General features: G+C 66.4%; 22 protein-coding genes and 4 pseudogenes. 16 read left to right on the top strand and 10 right to left on the bottom strand.

What is annotated here, in order from left to right; genetic code table 11:
- Positions 1-86 precede the first annotated feature (86 nt).
- Together ACX5I6_RS04110 and ACX5I6_RS04105 are read right to left on the bottom strand one after the other, a co-directional pair.
- The gene (locus tag ACX5I6_RS04110) at positions 87-521 is read right to left on the bottom strand and encodes an acyl-CoA thioesterase (RefSeq protein WP_461839561.1); all 435 of its coding nucleotides are present in this window, start codon (positions 519-521) and stop codon (positions 87-89) included.
- A 66-nt stretch (positions 522-587) separates the two neighbouring features.
- Positions 588-1091 (bottom strand): GNAT family N-acetyltransferase, encoded by a 504-nt coding sequence (locus ACX5I6_RS04105; RefSeq protein WP_461839560.1) that lies wholly within the window; start codon positions 1089-1091, stop codon positions 588-590.
- A 155-nt stretch (positions 1092-1246) separates the two neighbouring features.
- Here ACX5I6_RS04105 and ACX5I6_RS04100 point away from each other — a divergent pair, with 155 nt between their 5' ends.
- The 3 genes from ACX5I6_RS04100 (at position 1247) to ACX5I6_RS04090 (ending at position 3110) form a co-directional block, all read left to right on the top strand.
- Positions 1247-1762 (top strand): MarR family winged helix-turn-helix transcriptional regulator, encoded by a 516-nt coding sequence (locus ACX5I6_RS04100; protein ID WP_461839559.1) that lies wholly within the window; start codon positions 1247-1249, stop codon positions 1760-1762.
- Between the two features lie 71 nt (positions 1763-1833).
- Positions 1834-2181, top strand: coding sequence for a hypothetical protein (locus ACX5I6_RS04095; protein ID WP_461839558.1), 348 nt, complete (start codon positions 1834-1836; stop codon positions 2179-2181).
- Positions 2178-3110, top strand: coding sequence for a serine/threonine-protein kinase (locus ACX5I6_RS04090; RefSeq protein ID WP_461839557.1), 933 nt, complete (start codon positions 2178-2180; stop codon positions 3108-3110). The genes ACX5I6_RS04095 and ACX5I6_RS04090 overlap by 4 nt, the downstream gene beginning before the upstream one ends.
- Here ACX5I6_RS04090 and ACX5I6_RS04085 read toward each other — a convergent pair.
- Both ACX5I6_RS04085 and purB read right to left on the bottom strand, forming a co-directional pair.
- Complete coding sequence (locus ACX5I6_RS04085) at positions 3107-3784, bottom strand: histidine phosphatase family protein (protein ID WP_461839556.1); 678 nt, start codon at positions 3782-3784, stop codon at positions 3107-3109. The two genes, ACX5I6_RS04090 and ACX5I6_RS04085, sit on opposite strands and share 4 nt — an antisense overlap.
- A 142-nt stretch (positions 3785-3926) precedes the next feature.
- A complete protein-coding gene (purB, locus tag ACX5I6_RS04080) occupies positions 3927-5369 on the bottom strand; it encodes an adenylosuccinate lyase (RefSeq protein ID WP_461839555.1) in 1443 nt (480 codons plus the stop codon).
- A 167-nt stretch (positions 5370-5536) separates the two neighbouring features.
- Here purB and ACX5I6_RS04075 point away from each other — a divergent pair, with 167 nt between their 5' ends.
- On the top strand, positions 5537-5842 hold the full coding sequence (locus tag ACX5I6_RS04075; protein WP_461839554.1) for a hypothetical protein: 306 nt from the start codon (positions 5537-5539) through the stop codon (positions 5840-5842).
- Entirely contained in the window at positions 5839-7212 is a 1374-nt protein-coding gene (locus ACX5I6_RS04070) for a hypothetical protein (protein ID WP_461839553.1), read from the top strand. The genes ACX5I6_RS04075 and ACX5I6_RS04070 overlap by 4 nt, the downstream gene beginning before the upstream one ends.
- Before the next feature lies 1 nt (position 7213).
- Here ACX5I6_RS04070 and ACX5I6_RS04065 read toward each other — a convergent pair whose 3' ends face one another.
- On the bottom strand, positions 7214-8119 hold the full coding sequence (locus ACX5I6_RS04065) for a hypothetical protein (RefSeq protein ID WP_461839552.1): 906 nt from the start codon (positions 8117-8119) through the stop codon (positions 7214-7216).
- A gap of 195 nt (positions 8120-8314) precedes the next feature.
- Positions 8315-8740, bottom strand: coding sequence for a phage holin family protein (locus tag ACX5I6_RS04060; protein WP_461839551.1), 426 nt, complete (start codon positions 8738-8740; stop codon positions 8315-8317).
- A 104-nt stretch (positions 8741-8844) separates the two neighbouring features.
- On the opposite strand from ACX5I6_RS04060, the pseudogene ACX5I6_RS04055 reads away from it, so the two are divergent.
- The 5 genes and pseudogenes from ACX5I6_RS04055 to ACX5I6_RS04035 all read left to right on the top strand — a co-directional run bounded on the left by ACX5I6_RS04055 (position 8845) and on the right by ACX5I6_RS04035 (position 14415).
- Positions 8845-9962 (top strand): annotated as a pseudogene (locus tag ACX5I6_RS04055) (histidinol-phosphate transaminase).
- A 150-nt stretch (positions 9963-10112) separates the two neighbouring features.
- Positions 10113-11345: a pyruvate dehydrogenase (acetyl-transferring) E1 component subunit alpha gene (gene pdhA / locus ACX5I6_RS04050; RefSeq protein WP_461839550.1), complete on the top strand. Its 1233-nt coding sequence runs from the start codon at positions 10113-10115 to the stop codon at positions 11343-11345.
- Positions 11345-12325: an alpha-ketoacid dehydrogenase subunit beta gene (locus ACX5I6_RS04045; RefSeq protein ID WP_018763691.1), complete on the top strand. Its 981-nt coding sequence runs from the start codon at positions 11345-11347 to the stop codon at positions 12323-12325. The genes pdhA and ACX5I6_RS04045 overlap by 1 nt, the downstream gene beginning before the upstream one ends.
- A 7-nt stretch (positions 12326-12332) precedes the next feature.
- Positions 12333-13794: pseudogene (locus tag ACX5I6_RS04040) on the top strand (dihydrolipoamide acetyltransferase family protein).
- Positions 13795-13797: 3 nt separating this feature from the next.
- Positions 13798-14415: a phosphatase PAP2 family protein gene (locus ACX5I6_RS04035; protein WP_461839549.1), complete on the top strand. Its 618-nt coding sequence runs from the start codon at positions 13798-13800 to the stop codon at positions 14413-14415.
- Positions 14416-14441: 26 nt separating this feature from the next.
- Here the strand turns inward: ACX5I6_RS04035 and ACX5I6_RS04030 are convergent, their stop codons facing one another.
- The 4 genes and pseudogenes from ACX5I6_RS04030 to ACX5I6_RS04015 all read right to left on the bottom strand — a co-directional run bounded on the left by ACX5I6_RS04030 (position 14442) and on the right by ACX5I6_RS04015 (position 17393).
- Positions 14442-14774, bottom strand: a complete 333-nt coding sequence (locus ACX5I6_RS04030; protein WP_461839548.1) for a hypothetical protein — start codon at positions 14772-14774, stop codon at positions 14442-14444.
- Positions 14775-14930: 156 nt separating this feature from the next.
- The gene (locus ACX5I6_RS04025; protein ID WP_461841671.1) at positions 14931-15359 is read right to left on the bottom strand and encodes a universal stress protein; all 429 of its coding nucleotides are present in this window, start codon (positions 15357-15359) and stop codon (positions 14931-14933) included.
- A 44-nt stretch (positions 15360-15403) separates the two neighbouring features.
- A pseudogene (locus ACX5I6_RS04020) lies at positions 15404-16693 on the bottom strand (aminotransferase-like domain-containing protein).
- A 142-nt stretch (positions 16694-16835) separates the two neighbouring features.
- Positions 16836-17393, bottom strand: a complete 558-nt coding sequence (locus ACX5I6_RS04015) for an NAD(P)H-dependent oxidoreductase (RefSeq protein ID WP_461839547.1) — start codon at positions 17391-17393, stop codon at positions 16836-16838.
- Positions 17394-17513: 120 nt separating this feature from the next.
- Here ACX5I6_RS04015 and ACX5I6_RS04010 point away from each other — a divergent pair, with 120 nt between their 5' ends.
- The 6 genes and pseudogenes from ACX5I6_RS04010 (at position 17514) to ACX5I6_RS03985 (ending at position 25611) form a co-directional block, all read left to right on the top strand.
- Entirely contained in the window at positions 17514-18125 is a 612-nt protein-coding gene (locus tag ACX5I6_RS04010; protein ID WP_461839546.1) for a TetR/AcrR family transcriptional regulator, read from the top strand.
- 356 nt (positions 18126-18481) lie between these two features.
- Positions 18482-19465, top strand: a complete 984-nt coding sequence (locus ACX5I6_RS04005; protein ID WP_018763683.1) for an ABC transporter permease — start codon at positions 18482-18484, stop codon at positions 19463-19465.
- A 2-nt stretch (positions 19466-19467) separates the two neighbouring features.
- Positions 19468-20457, top strand: a complete 990-nt coding sequence (locus tag ACX5I6_RS04000; RefSeq protein ID WP_018763682.1) for an ABC transporter permease — start codon at positions 19468-19470, stop codon at positions 20455-20457.
- Entirely contained in the window at positions 20454-22691 is a 2238-nt protein-coding gene (locus tag ACX5I6_RS03995; RefSeq protein ID WP_461839545.1) for an ABC transporter ATP-binding protein, read from the top strand. The genes ACX5I6_RS04000 and ACX5I6_RS03995 overlap by 4 nt, the downstream gene beginning before the upstream one ends.
- Before the next feature lie 51 nt (positions 22692-22742).
- Positions 22743-24457, top strand: a pseudogene (locus ACX5I6_RS03990) (ABC transporter family substrate-binding protein).
- A 92-nt stretch (positions 24458-24549) separates the two neighbouring features.
- Entirely contained in the window at positions 24550-25611 is a 1062-nt protein-coding gene (locus ACX5I6_RS03985; RefSeq protein WP_461839544.1) for a Gfo/Idh/MocA family protein, read from the top strand.
- Positions 25612-25654: the final 43 nt, after the last annotated feature.

Raw genomic sequence — 25654 nt, 5'->3', positions numbered from 1 at the left:
CTATCGATTCGATAAACAGCCCGGCTGGTTACTTTGTCCCAGTCGGTGAAACGGTCAGGGCCCCTGGCGTGAACCGGAGGCGAACACTAATCCTGCTGCCGTGTCTCCGTGAGGTGGTGGGTGGGGATCCGGTCGCGGTCGTAGGTGATCTCCGTGTAACCGTGCGGTTCGGGTTTGCCGGCGGCGTTCAGGTTGACGAAGACGATCTCCTCGATGGTGAGGATGCTTTGCCTGGTGATCATGTTGCGGACTTCGGCCCGCATGGTCAGCGAGGTCCGGCCAAACCGGGTGGCCGTGAGGCCCATTTCGATGAGGTCTCCCTGCACCGCGGAGCTGACAAAGTTGATCTCGGAGATGTACTTGGTGACGGCGCGGCCGTTTCCCAGCTGCAGGATCGCGTAGATCGCGGCTTCTTCGTCGATCCACTTCAGCAGGCTCCCGCCAAACAGCGTCCCGTTGGCGTTGAGGTCCTCGGGCCTGACCCACTTGCGGGTGCGGAACGTGATGTCTGCTGTTTCCATAGGCTGAGGTTAGCGGAACGCACCGCGGGCGCTCCCACTGTGACGGGCCCGCGGTGCCGTCCGTTCCTAGGCCATGGCCGTGTGGGCGGCGCTGCGGGCGTTGATGCTTTTGGCGTAGCAGTAAGAGTGCTGCACCCCGATATAAGGACCAAAATTCGGGATCCCCTCAAAGCCGGAATTTTCGTAGAAGTTCCTGCCGTCGGGCTGGGCAGATCCGGCCTCCGCCTTGATGCGCGTAATGCCCTGTTTGAAGGCCTCTGCCTCAAGGGCTGCCAGGATGGAGCTGGCGACGCCCGAACCGCGCGTGTATGGCAGGACGTAGAGCCTTTTGATCTCCGCCGTCGAACCGTCCAGGAGCCGCAGCCCGCCGCAGCCCACGGGCTGACCCGAGCCCTTGTCATAGGCCACCAGGAAGACGGCGCAGTCGGCGCCCGACGGCGGTGGGCCGGGTTCGTGATCCGGCCGGCCAAAGCGGGCGTCGAGTTCGGCCTGCTGGGCGCGGCGAAGATCGGCGCCCACGGGGTTGGACCAGGGGACCTGCCTGATGTTCAGCCTGGGGTTTGTCTGCATATCTGCCTCGATTCGCCGGAGGGGTATGCCTGACAAGGCTAGGTGCCGGGGATTACGCGGGTGTTTCCTGGCGGTAAGCACCTGGATAACGCCGTTGCGCTGCGTATCGGTAAGTTGCTTGGCAGGCTAGTTATCAGGTGGTCTAAAATGATTTCATGGTTTCTACGGGCAATGAGGGCTCCGGCTACTGGTATGGACCTGACGGGCAGCTGGACTACAGCGCAGCAGTATTGAAGTCGCTCCGCGACTACCGGTCGGCGGAGACGGAAATCCGCCGTACCACCAGGGACTCCATGGGGATGGGCGAAACGGACATTCTCGCCCTGCGGTACCTGCTGCGGGTGCAGGCGTCCGGGAAGCAGGCAGTGCCCAAGGATCTGAGTCAGTTCCTCAATATTACGAGCGCTTCCACGACGTCGTTGATCGACCGGCTGGTCGCCAGCGGCCATGTCCGGCGTGAACCGCACCCCACCGACCGGCGCTCCGTGGTGGTCATCGCCACCGGGGAATCGGATAAGGAAGTCCGCGAAACGCTGGGGGCCATGCATCGCCGGATGATGTCCGTGGCGGAAAGTCTCTCGGCCGAGGAGGCGCGCATCGTGGTTGATTTCCTGCAGCGGATGACGGATGCCCTCGCTGCCCACGACGGAGAACAGAAAAAGATTAGCTAGGCGGACTAGCTAGATCAACTAGTTATATGTAAGCTTACGATTGTTCCCCGAAGCTGCTTCCCAACGGAGTCGTGAGTGAGTTGGTAACTTTCACCGAAATTTCACCGCCTGATCCCCGCGACGATGCGGCCGTGCTGACCAATACCCTCTTGTTGCGACCCTCCCTGGACGGCAATTCCGCGCCGCAGGGAAAGTCCGCGGTCCACTGCGGGACGGCAATGCAGCTGGTCACTCCCGCTGTGGGGGCCGAGGGCGCCAGCTACACGTTCGCGCCGGCCGGCGGCGACGGCATTGAACTTCCGCCCGTGTGGCGCTGCGGCTGTGGGTTCCAGCTCGATGCGTGGGCTGCGAGCGGTGACCGCAAACGATCTGCGGGTGCTTCCCGCCAGGGATCCTCCTCAGCTGTCCTTCCGGCATGACCGCCGTCGGGACGGTGATGCCCGCGGCAGTGCAGCAGCCCCCCAATCCCACCGCGGGCGTGGTGTTGGCCGGCCGGTACCGTCTTGGCGAGAGGCTGGGCCGCGGCTCCGCTGCCGAGGTCTTCCGGGCCGTTGACCTGGAAGGAGGCCCCGATGCCGCCGTAAAGATTGCCACAGCAGGTCACCGGAAGCACCAGCAGCGGATCCACAACGAGGCGGCAGTCTTGGCCGGGCTGGACCACCCGTCGATCGTGAGGTTCATTGCCGGAGGCGTCATTCCTGCCGGTGGCCCCTCCGCCGGGCATGCCTTCCTGATAGAAGAACTGGCCCTCGGGACAAGCCTCGCGGAGGCCATCCGAATGCAGAGCATGCGCCAGGCAGACATTGCCGTGTGGGCGCGTGGTCTCTTCGGTGCGCTCGCGCACCTTCATTCCAAGGGCCTGGTGCACCGCGACATCAAACCGGCCAACCTGATGCTGAGTGGCCTGCGGAGGAGTCCGGTCCGGATCATCGACTTCGGAATTGCCGCGCCTGCCGGGTCCGCCCCCGAACCGGGCATCTCCTCCGGGACTGTGCATTACATGAGTCCGGAGCAGGCTTCCGGCCACGTAGCGGACCCATCGTGGGATGTTTATGCCATGGGCCTGGTCCTCCTGGAACTCCTCACCGGGACCAAGGCGTTCCCCGGCACGGCGATAGAGTCCCTCGTGGCCCGGACCTTGAGGTCCCCGAAGGTCCCGGACCACCTGGGCGACTGGGGCGTCCTGTTGCGCGCCCTGACGGCGATGGACGCCACGCAGAGGCCGGCGGCTGCGGATGCAGCGGCCATGGCGGCCCAGCTTGTCCCCGCGGTTCCGCGGGGCAGCCAGGGCAATCCGTGCCGGACACGGCGGATCTTCCCCGGCCGGCGGCACCGGCAGCAGCTCTAGGGAGCCGTGGCGGCCCGGCCGGTCGGATCCCCTGCGGCCGGGTCGGCCAAGGCCAGGCCGCCTACGGGGCTGCCATCCCAGTGGATCAGGTCCCACCCGCCATCCAGGCTGCCTTCGACCGCCACGATTCCGGTGTTCGCCAGGATATGCCGGGCCGCAAACTCGTGGCCTGCACCGCGCGCCCGCAGGCCCGCCCACGTACGGATGGCGGCACCGTGGCTGACCACAGCCGCCGTGCCATGCCGGTCCCGCATCGCCCGCTCCACCACGTTCGCGATCGCAGCGTCGAAACGGTCGAAGAAGGCATGGCCGTCGGGCCCCGCCGGCATGCGCTGGTCCAGGTCCCCTGCGGCCCAGGAGATGACGGTCCCCATGTAGCGCTTGTGCGATTCGTGGTCCGTGAGCTTCTCCAGGGAGCCTGCCTCGATTTCATGCAGGCCGTCCAGGACCTCGATGTCCAGGGAGTGCCGCCGGGCCAGCGGCGCCGCGGTGATCTGCGTCCGGACCAGCGTGGAGGCGTAGAGCGCCCCGATCCGCTCGTTGGCCAGGGCCCGTGCCATGGCCTCGGCCTGGCGTTCACCCAGTTCGGTCAACCCGGGACCGGGGTGGTCGGTGTCCAGTTGGCCCAGGACGTTGCCGGGAGTCTCGCCGTGTCGGATCAGGAGCAGCCTCATGGTTCCAGTTTCCCACCCGATCGGACTCCGGCTCTCACCTGCGCTGCAGCGGCAGCCCGGCACGCGGGCCGGGATACACGGACGGCGCCGGACCCTCCGGGGCCCGGCGCCGTCGTCGTGCGTTGCTGCCCTGCTGCGGGCTTTACTTCAGGTGGTCCACCAGCTGGGCCGCAATGCCGGTGTACCTGCCGGGCGTGAGGGCCAGGAGCCGGGCCTCGGCCTCGGGGGACAGGCCCAGGCCCTGCACGAATTCCTGCATGCGGGCGGCGTCCACGCGGTGGCCGCGGGTGAGGTCCTTCAGCCGTTCGTACGGGTTCTCCATACCTTCGACGCCGGCGATCGCTTCGGCGCGCATGACCATCTGGATGGCCTCGCCCAGGACTTCCCAGTTGGTGTCCAGGTCCACTGCCAGCACGTCCTCGGCAACGTCCAGGCGCTCCAGGCCCTTGGCAACGTTCGAGATGGCGAGCAGGGAGTGGCCGAAAGCGACGCCGATGTTGCGCTGGCTGGAGGAGTCGGTGAGGTCGCGCTGCCAGCGGGAGGTGACCAGGGTGGAACCCAGGACGTCCAGCAGACCGGAGGAGATCTCCAGGTTGGCTTCGGCGTTTTCGAACCGGATGGGGTTGACCTTGTGCGGCATGGTGGACGAGCCAGTGGCACCGGCGACGGGGATCTGCGCGAAGTAGCCGATGGAGATGTAGCTCCAGATGTCGGTGCAGACGTTGTGCAGGATCCGGTTGAAGCGGGCCACGTCGGCGTACAGCTCGGCCTGCCAGTCGTGGCTTTCGATCTGGGTGGTCAAGGGGTTCCAGGTGAGGCCGAGCCCTTCGACGAAGGACTTGGACACCTGCTGCCAGTCAGCACCCGGGACGGAGGCCACGTGGGCGGCGTAGGTACCGGTGGCGCCGTTGATCTTGCCCAGGTATTCGGTCTTGGCGATCCGGTCCAGCTGGCGGGTCAGGCGGTGCGCGATGACGGCCAGTTCCTTGCCCAGGGTGGTGGGGGTGGCGGGCTGGCCGTGCGTGCGGGACAGCATGGGAACCGCACGGTTCTCCTCCGCCATCGTGCTGATTTGCGCCACGAGCTTGCGGGCAGCGGGGAGCCACACGTCCTCCACGGCCCCCTTCACGCCGAGGGCGTAGGACAGGTTGTTGATGTCCTCGGAGGTGCAGCCGAAGTGGACCATGGCGGTCAGGTTTTCGATGCCGATGGCGGGCAGGCGGCGCCCGATGTAGTACTCCACGGCCTTCACGTCGTGGACCGTGACGGCCTCGATTTCTGCGAGTTCGGCCACGGAGGCGGCGTCGAACTCCGTGACGACGGCGCGGAGCTGCTCCTGCTGTTCGGTGCTCAGCGGGCCGGCGCCTGGGAGGACGTTGTTGCTGGTCAGGTGGATGAGCCATTCCACTTCAACGGCCACGCGGTCCCGGTTGAGCGCTGCCTCGGACAAGTAATCGACCAGGGGCGCGACGGCGGGCTGGTAGCGGCCGTCGAGGGGTCCGAGCGCGATTTTTTCCGGCGACGCGGCGAGTGCCAGGCGTCCTGAGGGCGTACGGGTGTCAGCTGTGGCGGCAGTTTCAGGCATGTGTTGATTCTTTCACGAAGTCGGGCGGCGCCTTAAGCGCGCAGCGCACGTTACTTGTCCACATAGCCGACGGCGGCCCTTATGCGTCGCGGCCGGTGTTCCTAGCGTTGGGGTTGGCAGGTGGCGGGGCGGGGAGCGATGAGTCCGGAAGGCAGGCAGGAAAGGGCATGGGGAACGATTTGACGGAGGGGATCTGGGGCAGTGCGCAGCGCACCGGCGGCGAGCTCGAGCAACTGACGGGCCGGATCTCTGGCTGTGAGGGCCTGGTTGAACAGGTCCTGGCAGGCATCCGCGATACCCAGTTGCTCAACTGGGAGTCGCCGGCTGGCCGCGCCTACCGGGATGCGCTCTCAGTCCAGGCTGCCGCGTTGCACTCCGCAATCAGGTGGCTCGAGGATGCCAGGCATGCGGTGGGCCGCCGTGCGGGCGAGCAGGTTGCCCTCCTCCCCACCGGCTCGGGGTGGCCGGAATGACCACAGACTTCCCGCCCGGCGCCGAGGGCATCAGGCTGTCCCCCTCCTCGAGGGACGGGGACCTGACGGTGCGCGGCGGGGTCGGCGGTATCAACGTCCAGCTCGAGGAACTGACAATGGGCGCCCGGAAGATTGACGACCTTGCCGGAGATCTCCTCAGGGCGGAGGCGGAGATGGGTCGTGTCCTGGATAACCTCTGCCTGCTCGACCATCAGCCCCCGTGGTCAGATGCGCCGCACGTGGGGGCTGTCCGGGAAAGCCACTCCCGGCTTCGCACGGTGCGCAGCGGGATGCAGGAGATTGCCGCCCACGTTCGGGCCTGTGTACGTGGCTACGCTGACGCCGAGCATTGGGCCGCAGAGGGCCGGCGGATTGGCATCAACTGGTCCAGTGACGCCGGACCTTCCCTCGGACTCATGACCCAGGCCCGCGCCGTGGACCGTTCCGCGATGGAATCGATCATCGTGGGCCTGGGACTTGGGGCACCGGAAGTGCAGAGGCGAATCGAGGATGCACCCTATTCCAGGGACCTGGCCATGAAGCTCTTTGCCGGGAACGCGGTTCCACGGGCCATCTCTGTTCGGCAGGAGGAATCGGTGCAGGTGGACCTTGATACGTCACCTGCCGGTCTCCTGGAACAGATCCGCCTCATCGATGCACGCGGGGCCGGTTTTATCGAGGTCATCCAGGTCGAAAACGGCGGTCAAAAGACGTTCGTCGTCGTGATTCCGGGAACCCAGGCCGCCGGAAAGTACGCCGGCGGTTCAAACCCCTTCGATGAGGCCGGCATCGCCGAGGGAATGCTCTACGACTCCGAGCAGATCAACGCTGCCGTGCTCCAGGCACTGGCTGCCGCCGGGGCCGAACCCGGCGCACCCGTGGTGGCCGTGGGATACAGCCAGGGTGGCATCCACGCCATGAACTTTGCCTCCGACCCGCGGGCTGGGCAGGAATTCGACGTGAAGTATGTGCTGACGGCAGGGTCGCCGGTGGCAGGAATCAGCGTTGACGAAAAGGTCTCGGCCCTGCACCTGGAGCACCAGGCCGATTGGGTCCCGGGCGCGGACGGTGCGGCGAACCCCGAAACCCGCAATCGCGTTACCGTCTCTGTCGACACTCCGCTCCGTGAGGTGGAGGGCGAGGGCGCCCTCGGGCTGGGCCACGGGTTGACCGGCTACCAGGACGGGGCTCGGCTCGTCTCGGCAAGCAGTGATCCCTCACTCGTCCAGTCCACCGCTGCTTTGGGCAGTGTGTTGGGAGCGGGCGGGGTTGCCACCGCCACACGGTTTTCCTTGACCCGGGCAAAAGCGCCGTCATCCCTGGTTCCCCCTGATGCCCGCGCCAGGGAGCGCCACCTCGGCGGCCGCTAGGTCACGAGATCTGGGCGGCGTGCATCGCGGCGTAGGCATCCAGCGGGGCCGGGGCGGGGTCCTGCGGCTGGACCGGCGGCGGAGCCGCGGGGGCCGGGGCCGTGCCGGGGCACCGGTAGTTGTAGTCGAGGTCCCCGTCAGTGAATTGGGTGAGGGCGACCGTGCCGCCGGGCGTGAGGGGAGCGGCCCCGCACAGTTCCTGCGCCGTGGAAGTGGATTCCGCACCCGCCAGCCAGCTCTTGAGCCCGGAGAGGTTGCTTCCCGGTTTGATGGCGCCGACGATTTCACCGAATTGATACGCCGTGGAGTAGATCCCCACCTCCGCACCCGTGCTTTGCAGGTACGCCGTCATGCCTTCCAGTTCGGCCGCGTTGGCGGCCTCGTCCCAGAGCCAGCTGTTTCCGGTCTCGACATCCAGCCACCACATACGCCGCTCGCCGGCGCCCGCTTCCTTCAGGATCACCACATCATTGACGGCCATGGCATAGCCGTGGACGTAGGCGCAGGCCGGGGATGCTGAGCCGTCGCACATTCCGTAGGGGTTTCCCACATCCTTGCCCTGGTAGGTGTTGCCCGCCGGCCACCACAAGGGTTCCACCGGCCCGGTGGCGGCGGTGTTCACGTAAACGGCCGCCGGAGTTCCTCCGATGGCATCGGAGGTGCCCTCCGCCCAGGCCAGTTGGGCGGACAGGCAGGGATTGACAGTGTCCGGGCGCCCGCCGTTGACCCCCACGACCGCGAAGGCGGGCGGTCCGGGAAGGCCGCCGCCGCATTGGGGCCAGGAGATGTCGTTGCCGAGCGCGGCCCCGTCGGCAGGGGCGGGCCCTGCCGTGACTGCCCCTTGTGCCGGGCCCCCCTGCCAGGCGAACAGCAGGCAGGCGGCAACCAGGATCCTTATGGCCTTCACAGATGGCCCCCGTTCCAGTTACTGATAGCAACGGGCCGCACGGCGGCCCAACTGGCAGCAGCCTAGGAGGCCGGGTCCTGCGGGTCATGGGTGGCCGGTACTGCATTTCCACCGGGGTTCAGCGGAAGCGCACCTGCGGTGTACTTGGTTCGGGGTGTATTCCTACTTGGGCGGGAGGGCCCGGACGGCCGGGGATCAGCGCCGTCCGCCCGGCAGGATGCCCGCCACCATGGAGACCAGGGAGATGATGATGGCGGCAAGCACCGCTGTCCAGAAGAAGGAATCAATGGTGAGGTGAACGGGGGTGTAACTGCTGATCCAGGCGGTCAGGTAGAGCATGGCGGCGTTGATGACGATGGCGAACAGGCCAAGCGTCAGGATGGTGATGGGCAGGGCCAGGAGCCTTACCAATGGCCGCACGAAGGCGTTGACCACCCCGAAGATGAGGCCGATAAAGAGATAGGCCAGGACAATCCCGATGGTGCCGGTATCCTGCGATATCCCGGACCGTGCCACCGCATCGGACGTCGCGGTGCTTGAGATGTCCATTCCCGGCAGTATCCAACTGGCCACCCAGAGGGCTGCTGCGTTGACGCCGACGCGAAGGATGAAGGAACCCATGCCACCATGCTTCCACATGGCCGGGGCGGCGGCTTGAAGCAGGGGCGTGGATTTTCGGGTTTGCCTCCCGGGTTCCCCCGGCAGCCGCGAAGTAGGCTGGAACCATGACCTCATCTGAGACCAGGGAAGGCGGAATAGCGCCGCGCCCGGTGCTGGACCGGCTGCCCCGTTACGCCGCAGGAAAACCGCCCGCCGCCGTCAGTGGACTGACCAGTTACAAGCTGTCATCAAACGAGAACCCGCTGCCGCCGATCCCTGCGGTGCTGGAGGCCATCGCGCGGCAGGATGACTTCAACCGGTACCCGGATCCCCTGAGCAGCAAGCTGCGGGCAGTCTTGCCGGATTCCTAGGCGTACCGGCCGAGGACATCGTGACCGGCGCGGGAAGCCTGGGGGCCCTGGGCCAGATCCTTGCCGCCTTCGCCGGTCAGAATGAGGACGGGAAAGCCGACGAGGTCATCTATGCCTGGCGGTCCTTTGAGGCCTACCCCATCAGCGTCGGCCTTGCAGGTGCGGAAAGTGTACGCATCCCTGTGCTTCCGGACGGCCGGCACGACCTGGACGCCATGGCCGCTGCAGTCACCGCCCGCACCAGGGTCATCCTCCTCTGCACGCCCAACAATCCCACCGGGCCCGCCCTCACGGCAGCCGAGACTGAGGCCTTCATCCGGTCCGTTCCCGCGGACGTGGTGGTGGTGATCGACGAGGCCTACCAGGAGTTCGTCAGGGCGGCAGGTGCCGTGGACGGGATCGACTTCTACCGCAAATACCCCAATGTCGTCGTACTCCGCACGTTCTCCAAGGCCCACGGCCTGGCAGGACTCCGGGTCGGCTACAGCGTGTCCCATCCCCAACTGACCCAGTACCTTCGCATCGCAGCAACACCGTTTGCGGTGTCCCAAATCGCCGAGCGCGCGGCACTTGTTTCGCTCGAGAACAACGGCGAGGTTGTGGAAAGGGTACAAAAGCTCGTCGATGAGAGGGACCGTGTCACCGCCGGCCTGCGGGAGCTGGGCTGGGATATTCCCGATGCGCAGGGCAACTTCGTATGGCTGGCCCTCGGCGCCGAAAGTGCTGCGTTTGCGGAGCTGGCCGGCGCACGCGCCCTCTCCGTGCGGGCGTTTCCCGGCGAGGGTGTGCGGGTAAGTATCGGGGAGGTCGAAGCCAACACGCGTTTCCTCCAGTTGTGTGCCGACTATACAAAGGCGCCGGCCAGTTCCTAGCACTTAACAAGTAGCCCTTCCGCTACCTACCGAAGATAAAGTTAGGATCAGTAAGCCAATGTATATGCCGCAAGCGGAATGTATTCCTTCTGCGGCATATATCCCAGCGACATTTGCATTGCATCCGGATGCGGCAAGCAAGGAGACGGTATGGGCACTCATCTGCCTTCCACCGAGTTCGACGGAACAGCGGTAGACGACCAGCGCGAAGCTGATGCTGAGGCTGTCTTGGGCGAGCCCGCGGCCCCGATGGTTCAGCTGCTCGGCCCCGATGGAAAGCTGGGCGCCGATCCGGTGTTCAGCAGCTATGCGGACAAGCTCACCCCGGACGCGCTGCGCGGCCTGTACGCCGACATGGCCGCGATCCGCCGGTTCGACGTCGAAGCCACCGCCCTCCAGCGCCAGGGCCAGCTGGCATTGTGGGTGCCCCTCACGGGCCAGGAAGCTGCCCAGATCGGCTCGGGCCGCGCCAGCCAGCCGCAGGACTACATCTTCCCCACGTACCGTGAGCACGGCGTCGCCCTGACCCGAAACGTGGACCTTGCCGAGCTCCTGCGCCAGTTCCGCGGAGTCTCCAACGGCGGCTGGAACCCCAAGGACACCAACTTCCACCTGTACACGCTGGTCCTGGCCGCACAGACGCTCCATGCCGTTGGCTATGCGATGGGAATTCAGCGCGACCAGAAGCTCGCCGCCGCAACCGGCGGCTCAGGCAAGGAGCCGGACGCCGCCGTGATCGCCTACTTCGGCGACGGCGCCAGCTCCGAGGGCGACGTCCACGAATCAATGGTGTTCGCCTCCTCCTACAACGCCCCCGTGGTGTTCTTCTGCCAGAACAACCACTGGGCCATCTCCGTGCCCACCAACGTCCAGACCCGGGTCCCGCTCTCCAACCGGGCCAAGGGGTATGGCTTCCCGGGCATCCGGGTGGACGGCAACGACGTGATCGCCGTGCACGCGGTCACCGAATGGGCGCTGGAGCACGCCCGCCACGGCAACGGGCCGGTCCTGATCGAAGCCTTCACGTACCGGGTGGGAGCGCACACTACCGCCGACGATCCCACCAAGTACCGCCAGTCCGCCGAAGAGGACGCGTGGCGGGCCAAGGATCCGCTGATGCGGCTGGAGAAGTACCTGCGTGCCGAAGGCCTGGCGGATGACGACTTCTTCGCCAAGGTCAAGGCCGACGGCGACGAGCTCGCCTCCTACGTCCGGCGCACCGCCCACGACCTCCAGGACCCGGACATCCGGCAGGCTTTCGCCAACGTCTATGCCGAGGCCCACCCGCTGGTGGCCGAGGAACTGGCGTGGTTCGAGGAATACAGCGCAGGATTCGCCGGCGAGGACGAGTCCGCCGGGCAGGCAGCAAAGGCAGGCCACTGATGACCACCATGACCATCGCGAAGGCCATCAACGAAGGCCTCCGCGCCACGCTGGCGGCCAACCCCAAGTCGCTCCTGATGGGCGAGGACATCGGCCCCCTCGGCGGTGTCTACCGGGTAACGGACGGGCTGATCGGCGAATTCGGCCCCGACCGGGTCGTGGACACGCCGCTGGCCGAGTCCGGGATCATCGGCACCGCGATAGGCCTGGCCCTGCGCGGGTACAGCCCGGTGTGCGAGATCCAGTTCGACGGCTTCGTCTTCCCCGGCTTCAACCAGATCACCACCCAGCTGGCCAAGATCCATTCGCGCAGCAGCGGCAACCTCAGCGTGCCCGTCGTCATCCGGATCCCCTACGGCGGCGGCATTGGCTCCATCGAGCACCACTCCGAGTCTCCCGAGGCGCTGTTCGCGCACACGGCCGGCCTGCGCATCATCACCCCGTCCAACCCGCATGACGCCTACTGGATGATCCAGCAGGCCGTGGAGTGCAAGGACCCGGTGATCATCTTCGAACCCAAGCGGCGCTACTGGCTCAAGGGCGACGTTGACGTCCAGGCGCCCGGCCCCTCCGCAGACCCCTTCAAGGCCCACGTCCTCCGCGAGGGGACCGACGCCACCGTGGTGGCGTACGGCCCCTTGGTGCCCGTTGCCCTGGCGGCCGCGAATGCCGCGGAGGAGGACGGCAGGAGCCTCGAGGTCATCGACCTCCGGTCCATCTCCCCGATCGACTTCGATACCGTCACAGCGTCCGTCCTGAAGACCGGCCGGCTGATCGTCGCGCACGAGGCTCCCACGTTCGGCGGAGTGGGCGGCGAGATCGCCGCCAGGATCAGCGAGCGGGCGTTCCACTCCCTGGAGGCGCCGGTCATCCGCGTCGGCGGTTTCCACATGCCGTACCCCGTTGCCAAGGTGGAGGAAGACTACCTTCCGGACATCGACCGCATCCTGGAGGCGCTGGACCGCGCCCTCTCCTACTGAGGACACCATGACCCTTAACAAGTTCAACCTGCCGGACGTCGGCGAGGGCCTTACCGAGGCTGAAATCGTTTCCTGGAAGGTCAAGCCGGGCGACGCCGTCGCCATCAATGACGTGATCTGCGAGATCGAAACCGCAAAGTCGATCGTGGAACTGCCCTCCCCCTTTGCCGGGACCGTCAGTGAGCTGCTGGTGGCGGAGGGCGTGACCGTTGACGTCGGCACGGCCATCATCAGCGTCAGCGACGAAGTCTCCGGCGATCCCACTCCTGCCGATGTCCGCGCGCCGGAGGCCCCGGCGCAGCCGCTGTACGGCAAGCTCCCGGTGGACGCGGCGGAAGAGCCGACGGCGGCCGGCAGCGGGAAGCTCGCCCGCCAATGCTCCCTTGGTGGGTTCCGGACCCAAGGCCGACGCCGTCAAGCGGCGCCCCCGCAAGAACGCGCCCGCCGCCTCGGTGACGCATAACGCTCCTGAGGTGGAGCCGGTGCAGCCGCGGACGCCAGCGGAGGTGACCGGCAGCGAGACTGCCGCCGTGGACAACCGTCCCACCCTGGGCGGCACCATTACGGGCCTGGTCAACCGGGTCCTGGCCAAGCCTCCGGTCCGCAAGATTGCCCGCGACCTCGGCATCGACCTCGCGGATGTGGTGGCCACCGGTTCCCGCGGCGAGGTCACGCGCGAGGACCTGGTCAGCTACCAGGCGCAGCGCGATGCGGAACTGGACAAGGCTGACGGCTTCTGGGGCAAGGCCGGCAAGCCACAGGACCAGCGCATCGAGCGCATCCCGGTCAAGGGTGTCCGCAAGGCCACGGCCAAGGCGATGGTGGAGTCCGCTTTCGCGGCCCCGCACGTCAGCATCTTCGTGGACGTCGACGCCAGCCGCACCATGGAATTCGTCAAGCGGCTCAAGGCCTCCCGCGATTTTGAGGGCATCAGGGTATCCCCGCTCCTCATCCTGGCCAAGGCCGTTATCTGGGCCGCCGCCCGTAACCCCAGCGTGAACGCATCGTGGGTGGACAACGGCGACGGCAGCGCCGAGATCCAGGTCAAGCACTTCATGAACCTGGGCATTGCCGCCGCCACCCCGCGCGGTTTGATGGTGCCGAACATCAAGAACGCCCAGGACCTGTCGTTGAAGGAACTGGCCCTGGCGCTGAACAACCTGGCCACCACCGCCCGGGCAGGGAAGACCCAGCCCGCGGAAATGCAGGGCGGCACGCTCACGGTCACCAACATCGGCGCACTGGGCATCGACACGGGAACGCCCATCATCAACCCGGGCGAGGTGGCTATCGTCGCGTTCGGCACCATCAAGCAGAAGCCGTGGGTCCTGGACGGCGAGGTGATTCCGCGCTGGATCACCACGCTGGGCGGGTCCTTTGACCACCGCGTGGTGGACGGTGATTTGTCAGCCCGCTTCATGGCCGACGTCGCGGCCATCCTGGAAGAGCCCGCGCTCCTCCTGGACTAGGCCGTGCCTGTCAACACTGTGCCCTTGCGGGCGAAGAACCGCGCGGCCACGTGGATCACTGAGGTGTTCCAGCCGCCGGTGGTGGTGAGCATCCAGCTGCTGATCAGCCCGCTGGCCGAGCCGGGGTTTCCGGGAACCATCGGCTACGGCGCACTCGCGGCGTTGTTTGTCTGCGTGCTGCCGCTGGTCGTGCTGCTGGTCCTGGTCCGGCGGGGTAAGGTCACGGACCACCACGTGAGCGACCGCAAGCAGCGCGCACCCGTGCTCCTGATGGCGCTGGCATCCATCGCCGTCGGACTGCTGGTCCTCGCGGCCGCAGGTGCGCCGAACAGCGTGATTGCCATGGTACTGGCGGTGGTGGGCGGCGTGGCGGTGTTGGCCGCTGTCAGCCCGTTCTGGAAAATGAGCGGCCATGCCGCTGCCATGTCCTGCGCCGCGGTCGTATCGGTGTTGATGCTCGGTGCCGCCTGGGCTCCGTTGCTGGTGCTGGTTCCGGCGGTCTGCTGGTCACGCGTTGTGCTCCGGGCGCACACGCCGGCCCAAGTGGTGGCAGGTGCGCTCTTTGGCGGAGTGGTGATGGCCGGGATCTGGTGGCTGCTGCGCGGCTGGCTGGTGGGCTGAAAGCCCGTCCCGGGGGGGCGTGCGGCCTAGTAGGCGTAGGCCGTGAAGGCTTCGAGGACTGCCGGGTCGGCGCTGGTGCCGAGGAAGACGGCGGCGGCCGTCATCAGGCCTCCCAGCAGGGCGGCTGCACCTGCCCAGGCGCTGAGGAGTTTCCAGTCTTCGCGCAGGACGCTCCGCACGGTCTGCGGCAGCTGCAGTCCGGGGGCGATCAGGTTTGGCGCGCTGTCCAGGCTGCCGTCGTCGAGCAGTGCCACCACCCTGCCGTTGCTGCGGTCCACCCGCATGGAGGAGATGTGGTTCCCGTGGCGGGCCAGGAGGATGTCGTGGCCGACGAGCTGACGGCGCTGCAGAGTAATCAAGGGAGGCCTTTGCTGGAGGTGAATGGACGTGTCCACGCCTTTGGGGGCCTCTCCAATTTTATCGTTGCAGACCGTGCCTGGCCGCCGTTTCAGCGGTGAGAACGGACACCCCCCGCAGCGATGTCCGCCACCACGGGGAGTGTCCGCCGTTACGCCTCAGTCGGCGTCGTAGGTGTTGGCGATGTAGACGTCGCAGGGCGCGTTGTGCGCCACGCTGTTGGCCACGCTGCCCAGGACCCGACCGATTCCGTGCATCCGCCGGTTTCCCACCACGATCATGCGTGCGTCCACGCGCAGGGCTTCCTTGATGAGGGCGTCCGCCGGCCGCCCGCGCGCGGCCGAGTACGTCACCGTGATGTCCCGGCCCAGGGATTCCGCCACGGTGCGGGCGACCTGTTCGGCGGCATCGGCGTCGGACACGATCCAGCGGTCGCTGCCGCTGCCGAACACCTCAGTCTTGTCGCTGTCGAACGCGGACACCACGTGCAGCGAGCTGCCCAGCGCCGCAGCCAGGTCCTTTGCCGACTCGGCCGCTTTCTTTGCCGTTGCGCTGCCGTCGACCCCTACAACGATGATTCCACCCATATGCATGCTCCCTTGCTCGGTTTTCGGCACTCGTGAGCCTTACGCTACAGCGCCGCAATCGCTTCCTGAAGCACCGGCGCCAATCGGCGGACGCCCTCCGCGATGGCGTCCGGGGACGGCGCTGAAGGCGAGCCGCAGCTTGTTGGACGGCTCGTCCGACGGCGTGAAGGCGGCTCCGGGGATGAACACCACGCCGGCGTCGATCGCTTTGTGCAGCAGCGGGTAGGTGTCCACGCCCTGGGGCAGCGTCACCCAGACGAAGAAGCCGCCCTGCGGGCTGGTCCAGGTGGTTCCGGCCGGCATGTATTCCTCGAGGGCGGCCAGCATGGCCCGGCACCGTTCGGCGTAGAGGACCCGGTAGGTTTCGATCTGGCCCTTCCAGTCGTACTCGCGCAGGTACGCGGACACCAACATCTGGTTCAAGGCCGGCGGGCAGAGGGTGACGGACTCGGCGGCCAGGTAGTAGCGCCGCTGCAGGTGTTCCGGGACCAGTGCCCAGCCGATCCGCAGGCCCGGGGCGAAGATCTTGGAAAACGAGCCCAGGTAGATCACGTCGTCGGGATTGGCGGCGCGCAGGGGTGCCAGCGGTTCGCCCTCGAAGCGGAGGAGTCCGTAGGGATTGTCCTCGAGCACCAGGATATTCGCCCTGCGGCATATATCCACCACCTGCTGCCGGCGCTCCTTGGCCAGCGTGATGCCGGAGGGGTTGTTGAAGTTGGGAATTGTGTACAGGAACTTGATGCTTTTTCCGGCGAGCTGGAGGGCTGCAATCCGCGCCTCCAGCAAGCTCCGGGACCAGGCCGTACTGGTCCATCTCCACCGTTTCCACCTGGACCTGGTAGGCCTCGAACGTGTTGAGCGCCCCGACGTAGGTGGGGTCCTCCACCAGGACGACGTCGCCGGGATTGCAGAACAGCTTGGTGGCCACGTCCTGTGCCGACTGCGAGCCTGCCGTGATCACCACATTCCGCGGGTTTGCATCCAGGATGCCTTCCGCGGCCATGACCTCGCAGATCTGTTCCCGGAGCTCCTCGGTGCCCTGGCCCGCCCCGTACTGGAGCGCCGTCAACCCGTCGTTGGCGATGATTGCGGCCGCCGTTTCCGCCAGCCGGTCCAGCGGCAGAGACTGCAGGTAGGGACTGCCACCGGCCAGCGAGACCAGGCCCGGGCGCAGCGAGATGTCGAAGACATCCCGGACGGCTGACTGGCGGATGTTCGCCGCCCGTTCCGAGAAGCTCTTCGTGGCGGTGTGCCGAGGTGGCGGCACGCTCGATCGCATCGATGGCCTCCGCGGGCAGCGTGCCGGCGGACGCGTCAAGTGTTTCGTGGGTCACAGAGCCAGAATACAACCAGCTGTTGCTTGAAAGGCAACAGCTGTTGATTCCTTATTTACGATGACCGGGATGTGGAACGCCCCGGAGACGCCGGAGCCCGGCACGCGTGATGCGTACCGGGCACCGAAAGGGGCCGGGCGGCCTAGGCTGCCGGGGTGGGGGCGGCCAGCGAGTCGAAGATGCCCTTGATCTGTTCCACGATCTCTGCGTCGTCCTTGGGGTGGACTTCGGCGAAGCGGACCATGGAGCCCGGAACGGCAAGCTTGACGTCTTCCAGGACGCGGGCGCCGGCGATGCCGGCAGCCTTGCGTGCTTCGTCCTGGGCCCAGACGCCACCGTACTGGCCAAAGGCGGTTCCGACGACGGCGGTCGGCTTGCCTGCCAGCGCGCCGGCGCCGAAGGGGCGGGACAGCCAGTCGATGGCGTTCTTCAGTGTTGCGGGAACCGTGCCGTTGTATTCCGGCGTGACCAGCAGGACGGTGTCGGCCTCGGCGGCTGCGGCGCGCAGGGCTGCGGCCGCGGCCGGCACCTCGCCTTCGACGTCGATGTCCTCGTTGTAGAAGGGGATGTTGCCCAGGCTCTCGTGGATCACGACGTCCACCTGCTCCGGCGCGTTGAGCTGGATTGCTTCCGCCAGCTTCTGGTTGGTGGACTCGGCGCGGAGGCTGCCGACGAGGGTCAGTACGGTGCTCTTGGTCATGGGAACTCCTGGCTAGGGGCGCGGCGGGGGCCGCGATCGGTCAGAGGTCAGGCTCAGGGAGCCTTCACCAGACTAAACGGACCGCGGTCCGTTTATATTCCCCATGGCTACACTGTCTTTGTGAGTTCCATCCCAGTGCGGCCGGGAATGACACCGGTGACGGCCGCGGAACGCAGCGATGCTGCCCGCAACCGGGAGCGCCTCCTGCTCGCTGCCCGCGACCTGATCGAACAGGGAGGCGCCGCGGCGCTCACCATGGACCGCCTGGCCGAACACGCCGGAGTGGGCAAGGGGACGGTCTTCCGGCGTTTTGGGAGCCGCGCGGGACTCATGCTGACGCTGTTGAACGACTCCGAGGCCGCCTTCCAGGCCCGCTTCCTGTTTGGGCCGCCGCCCCTGGGGCCGGGCGCTGCGCCCATGGACCGGCTGATTGCTTTCGGTACCGAAAGGATCGCCTACGTCGTCGAGTACGGGGACTTGGTCCTGGCGGCTGGAAACGCCTCCCGGGGCAGGTTTGAAGTTCCGGCGGTGGCGCTCTGGAACCAGCATGTGGAAATGCTGCTGCGCGCTGGTGGTGTTGAGTCCCGGGAGCCGGGGCTGCTGGCCGGCTCCCTGACGGCGACCCTCGACCCGGAGCGGCTCCTGCACCTCATCCGCGAGCACGGCGTCACGAGCGGGCGACTGGCTGCATCGTGGTCCGAGCTTGTCACACGGGTGGCGGCGTCGGCGTAGATTACGCGGATGAGAGCGCTTTCGTCCAGTCAAGCCAACTTCACAGAACTATTCATAACGATCTGATACGGCCCGCGGTATTTCGGGGGATTACTGCGCTTTCCGGCTAATGGCTTGTGATAGTTTCCTCTGGAATGTGACCCGCAACATAGTCCACCAGGACGTGCCCTTGAGGCGGCGGGAGGCCAGCTATCCGCTGGCCGCAGGTCCCGGGGAGGCCGGCACAACCCGTGCTCGCCCGGGGAAGACGGAAGGATCCAGCAGTGATGGTTGATGTGGGCGGCATGGCATACCAGCGGACACCGGAGTGTTTTTCCATTCACCGCACGGCGGCGCCGCGGAAGAAATAGCGCCCCATGCTCAAATACCTCGCCAAGCGCGGCATTACCTACGTGGTGATGATCTTCCTCACCACGTCCGCCGGCTACTTCCTGGCTGTCAGCTCACTCAAGCCGGCACTCCTCGAGCAGGAACGCATCCCCCGGCCCACCCCCGAGCAGGTCGCCAACTCCATGCGGCTCAAGGGGCTGGATCCGGACCTCAGCCCGTGGGAGCGTTACGTCGACTGGCTCACCGGCATCATCACCCGCTGGGACTGGGGCCGGAGCCCCAACGGCGCCTACATCAACGCAGAGTTCGGGGACCGCGTCTGGATCTCCACCCGCCTCTTCCTGGCCTCGATCATCCTGACCCTGGTCATCGGCGTCGCCCTGGGCGTGTACTCGGCGGCGCGGCAGTACAAGTTCCAGGACCGGGTCATCACGTCCTACAGCTACCTCGCGTACATCGTGCCCGCACCCATCGCCTACTTCCTGGTGCAGCTGGGTGCCATCAACATCAACGAATCCGTCGGTGACCGGATCTTCTTCGTCACGGGCATCTCAACCCCGGGTGTTGCACCCGGCTGGCCCCAGTTCGCCGACCTGATGGCGCACTACGTGGTGCCCACCGTGGCCATCACCCTCGTGGGCTGGGGCGCCTACCAGATCGCCCAGCGGCAGTACCTGCTGGACAACGTCAACGCCGATTTCGTCCGCACCGCCCGGGCCAAGGGCCTGAGCCGGAACCAGGCCATCGCCCGGCACGCGCTCCGGGTTTCCTTCATCCCGGTGGCCCAGAGCATCGCCTTCACCATCCCGGCCATCTTCGCCGGCGGTTTCTTCGCCGAGAAGATCTTCGCGTGGCCCGGCGTGGGGTCCTGGAGCATCGACGCCATCTCGCTGCAGGACGTCAACGCCGCCACCGCCACGCTCGCTTACGGCTCAGTGATCTTCGCCCTGGGCGCCATCCTGGCGGACTTCGCCACCACGCTTGTCGACCCGAGAGTGCGGGTGCAGTAGCCATGACCAACCTGAACGCCGTTGACCCGGCAGCCGTGGCGCAGGACGCGCACCTGGAAAGCGCGGACGTCGTCATTGGCAAATCCACCATCATCATCCGCCGGTTCCTGCGCAACAAGACCGCCGTGACGGGCCTGGCCATCTTTGTTGCCCTGACCGTCTTCTCGTTCATCGGGGGATTCTTCACCCAGTGGGACAAGGAAACCATCGACCCCTTCAACATCGGGATGCCGCCCTCCGGCGAGCACTACCTGGGCACCTCGCAGGCGGGGATCGATCTGTATGCCATGACAGTCGAAGGAACCAGGATCTCCATCCTGATCGGCCTGGTGGTGGGCCTGGTGTCGGTGTTGATCGCCGCCGTCTACGGCTGCAGCATGGCCTACTTCGGCGGCAAGGTGGACAAGGTCATGCTGTTCATCCTGGAAGCATTGATCATGATGCCGGCGCTCCTGGTGGTGGCCGTTGCCACCAGCGGAGGCGGGGCGGGACTGAAGCGCGACCTGCCGTCCTGGCTGCTGCTGATCATCGTCCTGCTCGTGTTCAGCTGGATGGGAACCGCCAGGTTGATCCGGTCCATGTCCATGTCCCTCATGCAGCGCGACTTCGTCAAGGCGGCCCAGTACATGGGCGTCCCCCCGCGCCGGATCGTATGGCGGCACCTGGTGCCCAACATCGGCTCGCTGCTGATCCTGGACATCACCCGCGGCGTCACCGCAGCCATCCTGGCCGAGGTCGCCTTCTCCTTCATCGGCATCGGCATCAAAGTCCCCGACGTGAGCCTGGGCGTGCTGATCGGCCAGGCCACCTCCCAGGTCTCAACCTTCCCGTGGATGTTCTGGGTTCCGTTGACCGTGATGTTCCTGCTGACCGGTTCCCTCGCCATGATGAACGACGGCCTGCGCGACGCCTTTGACCCCAGCTCCACTTCCAGCGGCAAAGCCAAAAAAGCCAAAGCCCGGACTATCCGTGCGGAGAAGAAGACGCCATGAGCAGCGAAACCACCACCGGAGCCACGGACCCGTCCGAGTCGACCGTGGAGCGCCTGCACGTGGCAGGGCTGCACGCCCCCGGCGACGCCGTCCTGTCCGTCCGGGACCTGAACGTTCGCTTCAATACCGAAAACGGTGTTGTGCACGCCGTCCGGGGCATCGATTTCGACCTGCTGCCCGGCCGCACCCTGGGAATCGTGGGGGAATCGGGCTCCGGCAAATCGGTCACGTCCCTGGCCATCATGGGCTTGCTCGCGCCGACGGCGGAGGTCACCGGGTCTGTCCGGCTCAAGGGCCGCGAGTTGCTCGGGCTGAGCGATAAGGCCATGTGCGAATACCGCGGCAACGAGCTCGCGATGGTCTTCCAGGACCCGTTGTCTTCCCTCACCCCGGTGTTCACCGTGGGCACCCAGATCATCGAAGCGCTCACCATCCACAACCCCGCGATGAGCAAGAAGGCCAAGGAGGCCCGCGCCGTCGAACTCCTGGCCATGGTGGGTATACCCAGCCCCAAGGACCGGCTGAAGGCCTTCCCGCACGAATTCTCCGGCGGCATGCGCCAGCGAGTCATGATCGCGATCGCGATCGCCAACAACCCGCGCGTCCTGATCGCGGATGAGCCGACGACGGCACTGGACGTCACCATCCAGGCGCAGGTCCTCGAGGTGCTGCACAAGGCGCAGGAGGAGACCGGCGCCGCCGTCGTCATGATCACCCACGACCTGGGCGTGGTGGCCGGAATGGCCGACGACATCATGGTCATGTACGCGGGCAAGCCGGTGGAAACCGGGGCCGTGGACCACATCTACTACAACCCGCGGATGCCCTACACCATGGGCCTGCTCGGCGCCGTCCCGCGCGTGGACGTGGCCGAGAAATCCTCGCTCGTGCCCATCGAGGGGATGCCGCCGAACCTCCTGCACGCCCCCACCGGATGCTCGTTCGCGCCCCGCTGCCCGCTGGCGTCGGACGCCTGCCTGGACGGCGAACCCGCCTTGGCACCCGTGGCCGACGAGGGACTCCACCGCGCCGCCTGCATCAAGTCCGACTCCCTCGGCGGGACGGTGGACGTGCACGATGTCTTCGCCGCCCCGCCGGTACCCGTCTCCCGCTTTGACGCCATCCCGCGGGCGGACCGGGCCACCGTCCTGCAGCTCACGGACGTCCGCAAGCACTTCCCGCTGACCAGGGGCGCCCTGATCAAGCGCAGGATCGGCACCGTCAAGGCGGTGGACGGCCTGAGCTTCGACATCCGCGAGGGCGAATGCTTCTCCATCGTGGGCGAGTCCGGCTCGGGAAAGACCACCACCCTCCTGGAAATCATGGAATTCCACCCGGACCAGGATGGCGAGGTGGTGATCGGCGGCCTGAGCAACAAGCAGGCGGCCGATGCCAAGACCAAGGGCAAGATGCGCCGCGAACTCCAGATGGTCTTCCAGGACCCCACAGGTGCCCTGGACCCGCGTTTCACGGTCTATGAGGTCCTGGCCGAACCTTTGCAGAACGCGGGCATGGACCGGACGGCCATCAAGAAGCGGATCATGGAGCTGATGAAGCTCGTGGGCCTGCAGCCGGACCACGTCAACCGCTTCCCCAACCAGTTCTCCGGCGGCCAGCGGCAGCGGATCGGGATCGCACGGGCCCTGGCCGTGAACCCCAAACTGGTGGTCCTGGATGAACCCGTCTCCGCCCTGGACGTATCGGTCCAGGCCGGCGTCATCAACCTCCTGGACCAGCTCCGCGCGGAACTGGGCCTGAGCTACCTGCTGGTGGCCCACGACCTGTCGGTGGTGCGCCACATCTCCAACCGCGTGGCCGTGATGTACCTCGGAAAGATCGTGGAAATCGGGGCTGTGGACCGGGTGTTCGACAACCCCCGCCACCCCTACACCCGCGCCCTGCTGTCCGCCATCCCGGTCCCCGATCCGCAGCTGGAACGGACCCGCGAACGCATCATCCTCCAAGGCGACCTGCCGTCCCCGCTGCAGGCCCCTAAAGGCTGCAACTTCGCCACACGCTGCCCGGTCTTCGCCGCGTTGCCGCCGGCGAAGCAGGAAAAATGCCTCACCCTCGAACCGCTCCTGGAAGCCGCAGCACCCTCGGCGGCCGTGCAGGTCCTCCAGCAGGCTCCCGTGCCCGCGCCGGACCAGCAGTTCGCCTGCTTCTACCCGGACGGGGAAATTGATGAGGACATGCTGGTGGTCCACGAACCGGCGGACCACCTTGCACCCTAGGATTTTTTCGACCCACCCGCACCACCACTCGCACCAATCGAAGGGAAAACCATGAGGAAACTGAACAGGATCGGCGGGGCAGCAGCCATTGCTGCCGCCCTGACGCTGACGGCCTGCGGCGGTGGCGGTGCCAGCGGCCCCGAAACAGCCAAGGGGCAGGAGGCAGGCAGCGACCTGTCCAAGCTGATCAGCATCAACGAGAAGCCGGCAGCCGACCTCCAGCAGGGCGGCAAGGTCACCCTGCCGCTGGGCAACATCGGCCCGGACTTCAACGGCTTCTCCAACAACGGAAACAGCGCAGACAACTCTGCCCTGCAGATTCCCATGAACCCGGTGGCCATGAACAGCGGCGGCATTGGTGGCTGCTGGAAGGTGGACTTCAAGGGCAAGGTCACCCCGAACACCGACTTCTGCGAGTCGGTGAAGAGCGAGGTGAAGGACGGCAAGCAGACCATCACCATCGAGGTCAACCCCAAGGCCACCTACAACGACGGCACCCCGATTGACGTCAAGGCCTTCAAGAACACCTGGAACATCCTCAAGAGCCCGGACGCCGGCTACGACATCGTCAGCTCCGGAGCCTACGAATTCGTCGATTCCGTTGAGGCCGGCAGCAGCGACAAGGAAGTCATCGTCAAGACGTCCCGCCCGGTCTTCCCGGTCGATTCGCTGTTCTTCGGCCTGATCCACCCCGCCGTGAACACCCCGGAGATCTTCAACGAAGGCTTCAATGGCAACATGCACCCGGAGTGGATGGCGGGCCCGTTCAAGCTGGACCAGTACGACACCGCGGCCAAGACCGTGACCCTGGTTCCGAACGACAAGTGGTGGGGCCAGAAGCCGGTCTTGGCCAACGTGACCTTCCGCCAGTTGGAGACCAGCGCACAGATCGCCGCGTTCAAGAACGGTGAGATCGATGCCATGTCCGCCAACACCATCTCGCTGTACAAGCAGCTGGACGGCACCAAGGATTCAGACATCCGCCGCGGCCAGCGCCTCTTTGCCGGTGGCCTGAACCTCAACGCCCAGCGCATCACCGACGTCAACGTCCGCAAGGCCATCTTCGCCGCCGTGGACCGCGAAGCACTCCGCAAGGTCCGCTTCAACGGCCTGAACTGGAAGAGCCCAGCTCCGGTTCCATGATGCTGCTGCCGTTCTCCGAGTACTACCAGGACAACTACCCGGTCAAGGAAACCGGCCCCGACGCCGCCAAGAAGGTCCTCACGGACGCCGGCTACACCGCCAACGCCAGCGGCGTCATGGAGAAGGACGGCAAGCCCGCCTCCTTCAAGATCAGCAACTTCGGTGACGATCCCACCACCCTGGCCGTGGCGCAGACCCTGCAGAAGCAGCTCCAGGCCGGCGGCATGGATGTGGGCATCGACCAGCGCGCCTCCGCCGACTTCGGCAAGGTCCTGGGCAGCCGCGAGTTCGACCTGAGCATCTCCGGCTACACCGTGGGCCCGGATGCCACCGACGCCGTCAAGCAGTACTACGACTCCAAGGTCAACGAGAACAAGCTGGGCGACGCCGATCTGGACAAGAAGATCGCCGACCTCGCCTCCATCGAGGACAACGCAGCGCGCAACAAGGCTGCCATGGACGTGGAGAAGGAGCACATGGCGAAGTACTACTCCATGGGCGTGGTCTTCAACGGCCCGCAGATCTCCTTCGTCCGCACCGGCCTGGCCAACTACGGCCCGTCGCTCTTCCAGAGCACCTCGCAGGTCCCGGACTGGACCACCATCGGCTGGGTAAAGAAGTAACCCACCGCGGTCCAACCAAAAAGCCGGCACTCCTGGTTCACCAGGGGTGCCGGCCCGTTTAACGCTGCCCACCCCGCGATAGCGTAGTTTCCATGACTGGAGCTGAAGGCCACCCCCGCACCATCCGCACCGCCGTCGTCGGCTACGGGCTGGCAGGGAGCGTGTTCCACGCGCCGTTGCTGGCAGCCAACGGCCACTATTCGCTGGACGTCATTGCCACGTCCGACGCCGGGCGGCAGGCGGCTGCCGCATCCCGGCTGCCGGAGGCGGACGTGGTGCGCGACGGCGCCGCTGTCCTGGGGCGGGCAGCTGACCTTGACCTGGTGGTATTTGCCACGCCGCCGGACACGCACTATCCGCTGGCCCGGGCGGCCCTGGAGGCCGGACTGGACGTGGTGGTGGATAAACCGTTCACGGTGACCAGTGCACAGGGGCAGGAGCTGGTCGAGGCGGCCCGGCAGCTGGGCAGGGTATTGACGGTGTTCCACAACCGGAGGTGGGATGGTGATTTCCTGACCCTGCGGAAACTGCTGGCTGCCCGGTCCCTGGGCCAGGTGACACGCTTCGAGTCCCGGTTCGAACGCTGGCAGCCCACTATCGCCAAGCCATGGAAAGCACGGGCCACCGCCGCGGACGGGGGAGGGGCACTGTTCGACCTTGGCAGCCACCTGGTGGACCAGGCGCTGCAGCTGTTCGGTCCCGCCACGGTGGCCCACGCCGAGCTGGCGGCGCGCCGGTCCGATGAGCGGGCGGACGATGATGTCTTCCTGGTCCTGCGGCACGAATCGGGCGTCATAAGCCACCTGACCATGAACATGCTGTGCGCGCAGCAGGAGCCGCGCTTCCGGGTGCTCGGTTCGGTGGGCGGGTACACGAAAAACGGCGTGGACCCGCAGGAGCCCTACCTTGCCGCCGGCGGCAGCCCCCTGGACGCCGCGTACGGGCAGGAAGCGCCTGGATGGGCGGGGCTGCTGGGCCGCGACGGCCACCTGGACGCCCTGCCCACCGAACGGGGAGCCTACCCGGAGTTCTACCGGATCCTGGCGGAGAAGATCCTCCACGGCGGCGCAGCCTCGTCCCTGCCCCTCCCGGTAAATCCGGAGGATGCCGTGGAGGTCCTAAGAATCATTGAAAAGGCACGCGAACTGGCTTAAAACCGTCGATTGCTCCGTAGATGCCGTTTTGAGGGCTCAAAAG

The sequence above is a fragment of the Arthrobacter sp. MMS24-T111 genome, from assembly GCF_054888995.1.
The sequence above is the reverse complement of the archived record's forward strand: the minus strand, read 5'-3'. Positions and strand labels throughout refer to the sequence as shown.